The following is a 12,259-nucleotide window of genomic DNA, read 5'->3' as shown; positions in this document are numbered from 1 at the left end:
ATTCTCTTAGTAAACCAGTACGGCACGACGGTTTTTAGCGTAAGCCGCTTCGTCATGACCCAGTACTGCAGGTTTTTCTTTACCGTAAGAAACGATGGAGATCTGGTCTGCAGAAACGCCTTTACCCTGCAGATACATCTTAACGGCGTTAGCACGACGTTCACCCAGGGAGATGTTGTATTCCGGGGTACCGCGTTCGTCCGCATGACCTTCTACGGTTACTTTGTAAGACGGGTTGCTACGCAGGAAGTTTGCGTGTGCATCCAGCATTGCAGCAAATTCAGAAGAAACATCATATTTGTCCAGACCGAAGTAGACGATGTTGTTCTGCTGCAGCTGCTGCATCTGCAGACGAGCCTGCTCTTCGGAAGACATATTGCCTTGTCCGTTAGCGTCCATGCCAGTGCCAGCACCCAGCATGCCTTCGCTGCCGTCATTGCTGGCGTTCTTGTTAGAAGAACATGCCGCGATAGCCATAACAGGCAGAGCAATCATCAGCCCTTTCAGCACTTTGTTCAGTTGCATTTCTTTGATCCTTTAATATTTTATTATCACAGATACGGCGACCAGGCAGGCGATTTAACCTGACCATCGGTTGCCGGAAGACGCGCTTTGAAACGCCCATCTGTTGAGACCAGATTCAGCACGGATCCCATCCCCTGAGAAGAGCTGTAGATTACCATAGTGCCGTTAGGTGCCAGACTTGGCGTTTCATCCAGGAACGTTGACGATAAAGTTTGTACGCCACCCGCTACCAGATCCTGTTTGGCAATGTGTTGCTGACCGCCTGCGGAGCTCACCATTACCATAAACTTGCCGTCAGCGCTTACATCAGCGTTCTGGTTCTGGTTACCTTCCCAGGACAGACGCTGCGGAGCACCGCCGTTGATATTTATTTTATAAATCTGCGGACGACCGGCCTGGTCAGAGGTATAGGCCAGATTCTGGCTGTCCGGGAACCAGGTTGGTTCAGTGTTGTTGCTGCGGCCATCGGTAATCTGGCGAATTTGCCCCGAACCGATATCCATCACGTAAAGATTCAGGCTGCCGGATTTAGACAGCGCGAAGGCCAGTTTGCTGCCGTCCGGAGAGAACGAAGGCGCACCGTTGTGACGTGGGAAAGAAGCCACCTGACGCACGGCGCCGTTGGCGAGAGTCTGAATAACCAGAGCAGAACGACCGCTTTCGAAAGTCACATAGGCGACTTTGCTGCCGTCAGGAGACCAGGCCGGAGACATCAGCGGCTGCGGAGAACGGTGAACCACAAACTGGTTGTAGCCATCGTAATCGGAAACGCGCAGTTCATACGGGAACTGGCCGCCGTTGGTCTGCACAACGTAGGCGATACGAGTACGGAACGCGCCTTTAATACCGGTCAGCTTCTCAAATACTTCGTCGCTTGCGGTATGGCCGGCATAGCGGAGCCACTGTTTATTCACCTTGTAGGAGTTCTGTGCCAGAACTGTACCCGGCGCGCCAGAGGTGTCCACCAGCTGGTAAGCAACGGTATAGCTGCCATCGCCGTTAGGCGTCACCTGGCCTACAACAACGGCGTCGATACCCAACGCGGTCCAGGCCGCTGGCTGCACTTCCTGGGCGGAGCCAGGCTGCTGCGGTAGACGGGATCTGTCCAGCGGATTGAATTTACCGCTGTTACGCAAGTCAGCCGCAACAATGCCGCCGACGTCTTCAGGCGCCGCGCCCGGGCCTGCCCATTTAAACGGCGCCACTCCAATTGGACGTGCTGTATCCACACCCTGCGTGATTTCAATACGAACCTCTGCGTGCAGCACCGCTGCCCACAGCATCAAGAAACTTAATGCTACTCGAAATGCCTGCTTCATCATATCTCCCTTATCCAGGCGCAAAGCCCACGATAATTTAGCAGAATGTTAACAAACCCAAATACCCAAAACTACCAATACCCCGTGACTAAGCCTGGTAAGTTTTCCCTGATTTTGTCAGGAAATTTTTACTGGGGCTTAAAGACGATAGGCGCGTTTTTGAAAACTTCATAAACGTCCTGGCTTGGCGGCTTTGGAATTTTCGCCAGACGCGCTGCCGCAATGGCCGCCTGACAAAGAGCCGGGTCGCCACCTTCTGATTTGATATCAAGCAGTAAACCATCAGGAGCCAGTTTTATACGCAACGAGCAGATCTTGCCGTTAAAGGCAGGGTCCTGATAAAACTTGCTCCCAATTGCTGCTTTGAGCTGTCCCGCGTAACCGCTGATATCGGCACCAGAAGCGCCATTATTTTTATTATTCCCTTTCCCGGCCGCGGCTGCGCTATCTCCTTTCGCTCCGCCGCCGGTTTTCGGTGCATTCTTACCTGAGCTCAGGTCGCCAAACAGATCGTCAACGCCCTCTGCTGCGGCTTTATCGGCAGCGGCTTTCGCTGCTGCAGCCTTTTTCTTAGCATCCGCCGCCGCTTTTTTATCTGCGGCAGCTTTTGCAGCAGCAGCCTTATCGGCGGCGGCTTTTTCTGAGGCGGCTTTTTCAGCCGCTTCTTTTTTGGCTGCCTCGGCGGCTGCTTTCTTCTCGGCATCCTGCTGAGCCTTTTTCGCCGCTGCATCCGCGGCTTTTTTCTCGGCGTCCTGCTGAGCTTTCTTCGCCGCTGCATCCGCGGCTTTTTTCTCGGCGTCCTGCTGAGCTTTCTTCGCCGCCGCTGCGGCTTCAGCAGCCGCTTTTTTCTGGGCGTCAGCCGCTTTTGACGCAGCTTCTTCAGCGGCTTTCTTCTGGGCATCCGCTGCGGCCTTCTTCGCCGCCTCTTCCGCCGCCTTCGCCTGAGCGTCAGCCTGAGCTTTAGCCTCTGCTTTGGCTTTCGCCGCTGCCGCCTCGGCCTGTTTCTGCTGTTCCTGCGCTTCTTTGGCCGCTTCCTGAGCCTGTTCCTGCTGCTCGGCTTGCTGCTTCGCCTGCTCCTGCGCTTCCAGACGCTCCTTCTCCAGGGCTTTCAGTCGCTGTTGTTCAGCGGCCTGTTTTTCCTGCAGCTCTTCCGCCTGCTGCTGCGCCTGCTTTTCGCGCTGCTCCGCCGCTCGCTTGCTGCTCGCCTGCTGATTCTGCTGGCGATTGTACTGTTGCACCACGGCACCCGGATCGACCATGACCGCGTCAATGGACGATCCACCACCGCCGCCCGCGCTGGCGTCTATGTGCTCATCGAACGAACTCCAAATCAGGATCGCAATCAAGATGATATGCAGGATCACCGAGACGATTATCGCGCGCTTGAGCTTATCGTTTTCTGTGGTTGCCTTTGACACTATCAGTTCCCAAATATAGCGAGATGGATCAGATTGGCTGCGTCATCAGACCGACGGATTTCACCCCTGCGCTGTGCAGCAGGTTGAGTGCCTTAATGATCTCCTCATAGGGGACATCTTTCGCACCACCGATCAAAAAGACCGTTTTAGGATTGGCCTGCAGGCGGCGCTGGGCTTCAGCAACAACCTGTTCGGACGGCAACTGTTCCATACGATCTTTTTCCACCACCACGCTGTACTGCCCCACTCCGGACACTTCGATAATGACCGGAGGCTCATCGTTACTGCTTACCGTTTGTGAATCTGTCGCATCCGGCAGATCCACCTCAACGCTCTGGGTGATGATGGGCGCCGTGGCCATAAAGATCAGCAGCAGCACCAGCAGCACGTCCAGCAGAGGCACGATGTTAATTTCTGACTTTAGTTCACGACGACCGCGTGTACGTCTGGCCATGACTTACCCCTTACTGCTTATCGCTGCTGGTAAAAGCCTGACGGTGCAGAATAGCTGTGAACTCTTCCATAAAGTTGTCGTAATTCAATTCCAGTTTGTTCACGCGCTGGTTCAGACGGTTGTACGCCATTACCGCTGGGATGGCGGCAAACAGACCAATCGCGGTGGCAATCAATGCTTCTGCGATGCCCGGCGCCACCATCTGCAACGTCGCCTGTTTTACCGCACCCAGGGCGATAAAGGCGTGCATAATCCCCCATACCGTACCAAACAGACCGATGTAAGGACTGATGGAACCCACGGTGCCGAGGAAAGGAATATGGGTCTCGAGGGTTTCAAGCTCGCGGCTCATTGAAATACGCATCGCGCGCGCAGCGCCGTCCACCACCGCTTCCGGAGCATGAGTATTGGCGCGATGCAGTCGGGCAAATTCTTTAAATCCCGAATAGAAAATCTGTTCGGAACCGGCAAGGCTGTCACGGCGGCCCTGGCTTTCCTGATAGAGACGGGACAATTCAATGCCCGACCAGAACTTATCTTCAAACGCTTCCGCTTCACGGGTGGCGGCATTGAGGATTCGCGTTCGCTGAATGATGATCGCCCATGATGCAATGGAAAAACCAATCAAAATCAACATGATAAATTTGACCAGAAGGCTCGCCTTCAGGAACAAATCAAGGATATTCATGTCAGTCACTGCTTGAACTCCGCGACAATAGACTTGGGAAGCGCACGAGGCTTCATTGAGAGAAGATCAACGCAGACGATAAGGACCTCAGCTTCATTGAGTATCCGCCCATCGGCATTGACTATTCGCTGCGTAAACACCATTGATGTGCCTCGCATCGAGGTAATTTCACTTTGGATTTCGAGTAAATCGTCGAGTCGGGCAGGCGCAAGATAATCGACTGTCATCCTGCGTACGACAAAGGCGATGCGCTCCGCCAGCAAATCCTGCTGGTGAAAGCTGTGCTGACGCAGCATCTCAGTGCGTGCTCTTTCATAGAAAGCAACATAACTGGCGTGGTAAACCACACCACCGGCATCGGTATCTTCATAGTAGACACGAACCGGCCATCGAAACAGCGTTGTACTCACAAGACATCCCGGTAATGCAATTAAACGTTGCTACTATACGCAAGAGGATGGGGGTTGGGAATGGGTTGTATTAAAGGTTAGATAAATATTTATGGGCCCGGTAAAGCCCATAAAATTCAGGTAAATCAGATTAGCCTGATGTCATCTTCAGAAGAAGAAAAACAGCAGCCCGGCCAGCAGCACCAGCTGCGCCACTAAAGGAGAAAAAATGCCCTGCCAGAGCGTCTTCTTCGGACGAAATCCCACACCGTGGATCATGCCGGCGCAGACGGCCCACATCAGCAGAAAACCGTGCCAGATTTCCAGCTCGCTGGTCTTCGCCGCAAAGCGCGTCGGGTCCCAGAAGATGCAGCCGGCCAGGGCTAACGCCATGATGAAGGAAAGAGCCCGCAGGGGGCTCTTATCCATTACCGCATACAGCTTTGCGATAATCGCTTCCATTAGCGTTCTTCTTTACCCGCTTTCGCTTCAATGTGCTCAAGCGAAAGCGCGGTAATGATGCCAAATGCACAGGCAAGAAGCGTTCCCAGAATCCATGCAAAATACCACATAATCAGCTCCTTACTTAGTACAGAGAGTGGGTGTTGCTTTCAATATGTTCTTTGGTAATGCGGCCGAACATTTTCCAGTAACACCACGCCGAGTAGGCCAGAATGATCGGCACGAAGACCGCAGCCACAAACGTCATGACGTTCAGCGTCAACTGGCTGGAGGTCGCATCCCACATCGTCAGGCTCGCATTCAGCACGGTGCTGGACGGCATGATGAACGGGAACATCGCAATACCCGCCGTCAGAATGATGCAGGCAAGCGTCAGGGATGAGAACAAGAACGCCCACGCGCTACGGTTCATACGCGCGGTCAACACGGTCAGCAGCGGCAGAACCACGCCCAGCGCCGGGATCGCCCACAGAGCCGGCATAGCGTTAAAGTTCGCCAGCCAGGCGCCCGCTTCACGCACCACCTCTTTTGCCAGCGGATTCGAAGGCGCATGGTGGTCCATAACGGAGGTCACCGCATAGCCGTCGATGCCGTACATCACCCAGATGCCCGCCAGGGCAAAGCACACCATTGTCACCAGCGCGGCAACCTGCGAAGTGATACGGGAGCGCAAATAGACTTCACCAGCGGTGCGCATCTGCAGGTAAGTTGCGCCCTGCGTCAGGATCATCGCGACGCTCACCACGCCCGCCAGCAGGCCGAACGGGTTCAGCAACTGGAAGAAGTTGCCGGTATAGAACAGGCGCATGTACTCATCCATATGGAAAGGTACACCCTGCAACAGGTTGCCAAACGCCACGCCGATCACCAGCGGTGGAACGAAGCTGCCGATAAAGATGCCCCAGTCCCACATGTTACGCCAGCGCGTGTCTTCAATCTTCGAGCGGTAATCAAAACCAACCGGACGGAAGAACAAGGAGGCGAGCACCAGGATCATCGCCACATAAAAGCCGGAAAACGCCGCTGCGTAAACCATCGGCCAGGCGGCAAACAGCGCGCCGCCTGCGGTGATAAGCCATACCTGGTTACCGTCCCAGTGCGGGGCGATAGCGTTGATCATGATACGGCGTTCGGTGTCGTTACGGCCCAGGAAACGGGTCAGCATGCCGACGCCCATATCCCAGCCGTCGGTGACGGCAAAGCCAATCAGCAAAATGCCAACCAGCAGCCACCAGATAAAACGTAATACTTCATAATCGATCATTTCACGACTCCTGACTTAGCGTGCCGGCTGAGAAGATACGGTGGACTGCTCGTAGTGGTAGCGACCTGTTTTCAGACTGCTCGGCCCGAGGCGAACAAATTTGAACATCAGGAACAGCTCCGCCACCATAAACAGCGTGTACAGACCGCAAATCAGTATCATGGAGAAGAGCAGATCGCCCACGGTCAGAGATGAATTGGCGACCGCCGTCGGCAGCACCTCACCAATCGCCCAGGGCTGACGGCCGTATTCAGCAACAAACCAGCCGGATTCAATCGCGATCCACGGCAGCGGAATACCGTACAGCGCCGCGCGCAGCAGCCATTTTTTCGAGCCGATAGCGTTGCGAGTGACGGTCCAGAACGACGCTGCGATAATAAAGAGCATCAGGAAGCCACATCCCACCATGATACGGAACGCGAAATAGAGCGGCGCAACGCGTGGAATAGAATCTTTCGTCGCTTGCTGAATCTGCTCTTCCGTCGCGTCGGTGACGTTCGGGGTATAGCGTTTCAGCAGCAGGCCATAGCCAAGGTCTTTCTTAACGTTATTGAAGTTGTCACGCACGGCCTGATCCGTTGATCCGGCACGCAGCTCTTCAAGCAGGCTGTATGCCTTCATGCCGTTACGGATACGCTCTTCGTGTTGTATCATCAACTCTTTCAGGCCGGTGACCGGCTTATCAACAGAGCGTGTAGCGATGATGCCCAGCGCGTAAGGGATCTGGATCGCAAAGCGGTTTTCCTGGTTTTCCTGGTCTGGAATACCAAACAGCGTAAAGGCTGCCGGAGCGGGTTGCGTTTCCCACTCGGCTTCGATGGCGGCCAGCTTGGTTTTCTGCACATCGCCCATTTCATAGCCGGACTCGTCACCCAGCACGATAACGGACAGGATTGCCGCCATACCGAAGCTTGCTGCAATGGCAAAAGAGCGCTTCGCAAACGCGAAGTCACGGCCTTTTAACATGTAGTAAGAGCTGATGCCGAGGATAAACATCGCGCCGCAAACGTAGCCGGAAGCCACGGTGTGAACGAATTTAACCTGGGCTACGGGGTTAAGCACCAGCTCGGAGAAGCTGACCATCTCCATACGCATGGTTTCGAAGTTGAAATCCGAAGCGATGGGGTTTTGCATCCATCCGTTGGCAACCAGAATCCATAGCGCGGAGAGGTTGGAGCCAAGCGCGACCAGCCAGGTTACCGCCATGTGCTGCACTTTGCTGAGGCGATCCCAACCGAAGAAGAACAGACCAACGAAGGTGGATTCGAGGAAGAATGCCATCAGGCCTTCAATGGCCAGCGGCGCACCAAAAATGTCACCCACGTAGTGCGAATAGTATGACCAGTTGGTTCCGAACTGGAACTCCATGGTCAAACCGGTGGCGACGCCCAGCGCAAAGTTGATACCAAACAACTTGCCCCAGAATTTGGTCATATCTTTATAAATTTGTTTACCTGACATCACGTAAACCGTTTCCATGATGGCCAGCAGGAACGCCATACCGAGCGTCAGTGGCACAAAAAGGAAGTGGTACATCGCGGTCAAGGCAAACTGTAAGCGCGACAGTTCGACAATATCAAACATCTTGACTCCTTGCTCTTCGCATAAAGACTTCAACCGTGGTTTGCAAGCTTAGCGCCCCACAATGCATGCCCTGATACAAAAACATTCGCTTCCGCACGCCCTTTTGCCGCCCATTTTTTAAATGTGAAAGCAAAAGAGGAAAGGTTACAAATACGTTAATTAATGCTCCAGTAGAATTCGCAAATATATTACCTTGCAATGCCCTTACAATAAATAGGTATTTGCTTAGCCTTTTTTACGTTTCTCAACGGCGATCAATTTATAGCAAAAATTTTACTACAGCGTTGGCTTGATCTGTAGCAATTTTCCCCTTTTCGGCGCTATTAATCCAGCCTTAGATATTGATCTGGCGCAAGTATTAACGCTTTTTGTTAATCAGGTTTCATTTAAGAATGAATGGTAAAAATATTGTTAATAAAGTGTTTTTAATCCTGCAGCGGCGTTACTTTCATAAAAATCAGCTATAATATTTGCCCGCTATTTACACGGGCGGCTAAGTATCCATATTTGCAGAGCCCGTTCTATTCTTTTTCTTAACTTATTTAAAAACAGACCGCTCTTTGGCGTAAAATACACAATTAATTAACTTTTAATGACGAGTTAATTAACATATGGTGATTTTTAGCGGTTACAGAGGATAAAGGTTAAAAAAGGGAACACAGCGCCCGCCATAAAAAAGGCCACCCAAAGGGTGGCCAACCATGTCGAACATTTATTATTAGTTCTGCGGTTTCTTCGCCAGAGCGAAGAAACGATTACTGCGGCAGAATCGCCTTCAGGGTCTCGCCGATATCAGCGAGGCTGCGAACGGTTTTCACGCCCGCGGCTTCCAGCGCTGCGAATTTCTCATCCGCGGTGCCTTTACCACCGGCAATGATGGCACCCGCGTGTCCCATACGTTTGCCTTTAGGCGCCGTTACACCGGCGATGTAACCCACAACCGGCTTGGTTACGTGCGCTTTGATGTAGGCTGCCGCTTCTTCTTCCGCGCTGCCGCCGATCTCACCGATCATCACGATGGCTTCCGTTTTCGGGTCTTCCTGGAACATCTGCAGGATATCGATGAAGTTGGAGCCAGGAATCGGGTCGCCGCCGATGCCCACGCAGGTGGACTGGCCCAGGCCGATATCGGTGGTCTGCTTAACCGCTTCATAGGTCAGCGTACCGGAGCGGGAAACGATGCCCACTTTACCCGGCAGGTGAATGTGGCCCGGCATAATACCGATTTTGCACTCGCCCGGGGTGATAACGCCCGGACAGTTTGGTCCGATCATGCGCACGCCAGCTTCATCCAGCGCGACTTTTACCGTCAGCATATCCAGGGTCGGAATACCTTCGGTGATAGTGATAATCAGCTTAATACCGGCGTTGATAGCTTCCAGAATGGAATCTTTGCAGAACGGAGCTGGAACGTAGATAACAGACGCGGTAGCGCCCGTTGCTTCTACGGCTTCAAGCACGGTGTTAAAGACCGGCAGGCCGAGGTGCTCGGTGCCGCCTTTACCAGGCGTTACGCCGCCAACCATCTGCGTGCCGTATGCAATCGCCTGCTCGGAGTGGAAAGTCCCCTGGCTGCCGGTAAAGCCCTGGCAAATTACCTTGGTGTTTTTATCGATCAAAATGGACATTATTTCCCCTCCACGGCAGCAACAACCTGCTGTGCTGCATCCGTCAGACTTTTCGCTGCAATGATGTTCAGGCCGCTGTCAGCCAGTTTTTTCGCGCCAAGATCGGCATTGTTGCCTTCCAGACGAACCACAACCGGAACGTTTACGCCGACTTCTTCAACCGCGCCGATAATACCGTCCGCGATCAGGTCGCAACGCACGATGCCGCCGAAGATGTTGACCAGCACGGCTTTCACTTTGTCGTCAGACAGAATGATTTTGAACGCTTCGGTAACGCGCTCTTTGGTTGCGCCGCCGCCAACGTCGAGGAAGTTAGCAGGTTCGCCGCCGTGCAGCTTAACGATGTCCATGGTGCCCATCGCAAGGCCCGCGCCGTTAACCATGCAGCCGATGTTGCCGTCCAGCGCTACGTAGTTCAGCTCCCACTGCGCAGCCTGAGATTCACGAGCATCTTCCTGGCTTGGGTCACGCATTTCACGCAGCTCCGGCTGGCGGAACAACGCGTTGCCGTCGGCGCCCAGTTTGCCGTCGAGGCACACCAGATCGCCCTGCTTAGTGATAACCAGCGGGTTGATTTCGATCAGCGCCAAATCACGCTCAAGGAAGATATTCGCCAGGCCCATAAAGATTTTGGTGAACTGCTGAACCTGTTTACCTTCCAGACCCAGTTTGAACGCCAGCTCGCGACCCTGGTAAGGCATTGGCCCCGCCAGCGGATCCAGCGCAACTTTATGAATCAGATGCGGGGTTTCTTCCGCGACTTTCTCGATTTCCACGCCGCCTTCGGTGGAAGCCATAAACACTACGCGACGCGAACTGCGGTCTACAACCGCGCCAAGATACAGCTCTTTATCGATGTCGGTGGCAGCTTCGACCAGAATCTGGTGAACCGGCTGGCCGCCAGCGTCCGTTTGATAGGTCACCAGGCGTTTGCCAAGCCAGTGCTCAGCAAAGGCACGAATTTCTTCTTTGCCGTTAACCACTTTCACGCCGCCCGCTTTACCGCGGCCGCCGGCATGAACCTGACATTTCACCACCCACGGACCTGCGCCAATTTTTGAGGCAGCTTCTTCAGCTTCACGCGGTGTGGTGCAGGCGTAACCGACTGGCGCCGGTAAACCATACCGAGCAAACAATTGTTTCGCCTGATATTCGTGTAAGTTCATCTGTTCTATCCATCCTTCATAAATACGGGTAGGTCATCAATCCACGTCGGATGACGCTTCGCTTATCCGACCTACAAGTCAGGTGATATTTGTAGGGCGGGCAGGCAAAGCGCCACCCGCCAGAGGTTTACTACACGTCCAGCAGCAGACGAGTCGGATCTTCCAGCAGCTCTTTAATGGCTACCAGATAACCTACGGACTCGCGGCCATCGATCAGACGGTGATCGTAAGAGAGCGCCAGGTACATCATCGGCAGGATCTCAACTTTACCGTCAACCGCCATTGGACGATCTTTAATAGCGTGCATGCCCAGGATCGCGCTCTGCGGCGGGTTGATGATCGGGGTGGACATCAGGGAGCCAAACACGCCGCCGTTGGTGATGGTGAAATTACCGCCGGTCAGGTCTTCAACGGTCAGCTTGCCGTCACGGCCTTTCACCGCCAGCTCTTTGATGCGCTTTTCGATATCGGCCATACCGATGGTGTCGACATCGCGCAGCACCGGCGTAACCAGGCCACGCGGCGTGGATACCGCGATGCTGACGTCAAAGTAGTTGTGGTAAACCACGTCTTCGCCGTCGATAGAAGCGTTCACTTCCGGGTAGCGTTTCAGCGCTTCAACAACCGCTTTAATGTAGAAGGACATAAAGCCCAGACGCACGCCGTGACGTTTCTCGAAGGCTTCACCGTACTGCTTACGCAGTTCCATAATGGGCTTCATGTTCACTTCGTTGAAGGTGGTGAGCATGGCGGTGGAGTTTTTCGCTTCCAGCAGGCGTTCGGCAACACGCTTACGCAGGCGAGTCATCGGCACGCGTTTTTCGCTGCGGCCAGCCAGAGGAGCTGCCGGCGCTTTGGTCTCCTGCGCGGCTTTTGCCTGAGCTGGCTGAGCCGCTTTCGCCTGGGTCAGATGCTTATCAACGTCTTCACGGGTGATACGTCCGCCAACGCCGCTGCCTTTGATAGCGCTGGCATCCAGAGAATGCTCGGCGATCAGGCGACGAATAGCCGGGCTAAGCGCGTCGTTATTTTGTTCTTCCAGGGAAGCCTGCTGACGCTGCGCCGGCGTGGATTCTTTGCTGTCGGCTTTAGCTGAGGTTTCTTTCCCGAAGCTGTTGCCTTCACGCAGGCGGCCCAGAATTTGACGCGAGGTCACCGTCGTGCCTTCATCTTCCAGAACAGCATCCAGGACACCATCTGCAGACGCCGGTACTTCCAGTACCACTTTGTCAGTTTCGATTTCTACCAGCACTTCGTCACGGGTCACGGTATCACCCGGTTTTTTATGCCAGGTGGCGACGGTCGCATCGGCAACGGACTCAGGCAGGTCAGGAACTAGAATATCTACGCTACTCATTTTTT

General features: G+C 53.9%; 13 protein-coding genes. All 13 read right to left on the bottom strand.

The window, feature by feature from the left end; genetic code table 11:
* Window positions 1-6 precede the first annotated feature (6 nt).
* Complete coding sequence (pal, locus tag WLO31_RS05885) at window positions 7-525, bottom strand: peptidoglycan-associated lipoprotein Pal (RefSeq protein ID WP_121267098.1); 519 nt, start codon at window positions 523-525, stop codon at window positions 7-9.
* Between the two features lie 26 nt (window positions 526-551).
* On the bottom strand, window positions 552-1,844 hold the full coding sequence (gene tolB, locus WLO31_RS05880; RefSeq protein ID WP_435930527.1) for a Tol-Pal system beta propeller repeat protein TolB: 1,293 nt from the start codon (window positions 1,842-1,844) through the stop codon (window positions 552-554).
* Between the two features lie 128 nt (window positions 1,845-1,972).
* Window positions 1,973-3,262, bottom strand: a complete 1,290-nt coding sequence (tolA, locus tag WLO31_RS05875) for a cell envelope integrity protein TolA (protein ID WP_435929565.1) — start codon at window positions 3,260-3,262, stop codon at window positions 1,973-1,975.
* 28 nt (window positions 3,263-3,290) lie between these two features.
* Window positions 3,291-3,716, bottom strand: a complete 426-nt coding sequence (gene tolR, locus WLO31_RS05870; RefSeq protein WP_121267100.1) for a colicin uptake protein TolR — start codon at window positions 3,714-3,716, stop codon at window positions 3,291-3,293.
* A 10-nt stretch (window positions 3,717-3,726) separates the two neighbouring features.
* The gene (gene tolQ, locus WLO31_RS05865) at window positions 3,727-4,413 is read right to left on the bottom strand and encodes a Tol-Pal system protein TolQ (protein ID WP_167609080.1); all 687 of its coding nucleotides are present in this window, start codon (window positions 4,411-4,413) and stop codon (window positions 3,727-3,729) included.
* Window positions 4,410-4,814, bottom strand: a complete 405-nt coding sequence (gene ybgC / locus WLO31_RS05860) for a tol-pal system-associated acyl-CoA thioesterase (RefSeq protein WP_435929564.1) — start codon at window positions 4,812-4,814, stop codon at window positions 4,410-4,412. Before ybgC ends, tolQ begins: the two co-directional genes overlap by 4 nt.
* 147 nt (window positions 4,815-4,961) lie before the next feature.
* Entirely contained in the window at window positions 4,962-5,255 is a 294-nt protein-coding gene (gene ybgE / locus WLO31_RS05855; protein ID WP_435929563.1) for a cyd operon protein YbgE, read from the bottom strand.
* Window positions 5,255-5,365 (bottom strand): cytochrome bd-I oxidase subunit CydX, encoded by a 111-nt coding sequence (cydX, locus tag WLO31_RS05850; protein ID WP_167609089.1) that lies wholly within the window; start codon window positions 5,363-5,365, stop codon window positions 5,255-5,257. The genes ybgE and cydX overlap by 1 nt, the downstream gene beginning before the upstream one ends.
* A 14-nt stretch (window positions 5,366-5,379) precedes the next feature.
* Complete coding sequence (gene cydB, locus WLO31_RS05845) at window positions 5,380-6,519, bottom strand: cytochrome d ubiquinol oxidase subunit II (RefSeq protein WP_435929562.1); 1,140 nt, start codon at window positions 6,517-6,519, stop codon at window positions 5,380-5,382.
* A 15-nt stretch (window positions 6,520-6,534) separates the two neighbouring features.
* On the bottom strand, window positions 6,535-8,103 hold the full coding sequence (cydA, locus tag WLO31_RS05840; RefSeq protein WP_435929561.1) for a cytochrome ubiquinol oxidase subunit I: 1,569 nt from the start codon (window positions 8,101-8,103) through the stop codon (window positions 6,535-6,537).
* Window positions 8,104-8,858: 755 nt separating this feature from the next.
* Window positions 8,859-9,731, bottom strand: a complete 873-nt coding sequence (sucD, locus tag WLO31_RS05835) for a succinate--CoA ligase subunit alpha (RefSeq protein WP_435929560.1) — start codon at window positions 9,729-9,731, stop codon at window positions 8,859-8,861.
* On the bottom strand, window positions 9,731-10,897 hold the full coding sequence (gene sucC / locus WLO31_RS05830; protein WP_435929559.1) for an ADP-forming succinate--CoA ligase subunit beta: 1,167 nt from the start codon (window positions 10,895-10,897) through the stop codon (window positions 9,731-9,733). The genes sucD and sucC overlap by 1 nt, the downstream gene beginning before the upstream one ends.
* A gap of 130 nt (window positions 10,898-11,027) precedes the next feature.
* Window positions 11,028-12,254, bottom strand: a complete 1,227-nt coding sequence (gene odhB / locus WLO31_RS05825; RefSeq protein ID WP_435929558.1) for a 2-oxoglutarate dehydrogenase complex dihydrolipoyllysine-residue succinyltransferase — start codon at window positions 12,252-12,254, stop codon at window positions 11,028-11,030.
* Window positions 12,255-12,259 lie beyond the last annotated feature (5 nt).

The organism is Dryocola sharpae (assembly GCF_051307055.1).
In the GTDB taxonomy this organism is placed as follows: Bacteria; Pseudomonadota; Gammaproteobacteria; order Enterobacterales; family Enterobacteriaceae; genus Dryocola.
The sequence above is the reverse complement of the archived record's forward strand: the minus strand, read 5'-3'. Positions and strand labels throughout refer to the sequence as shown.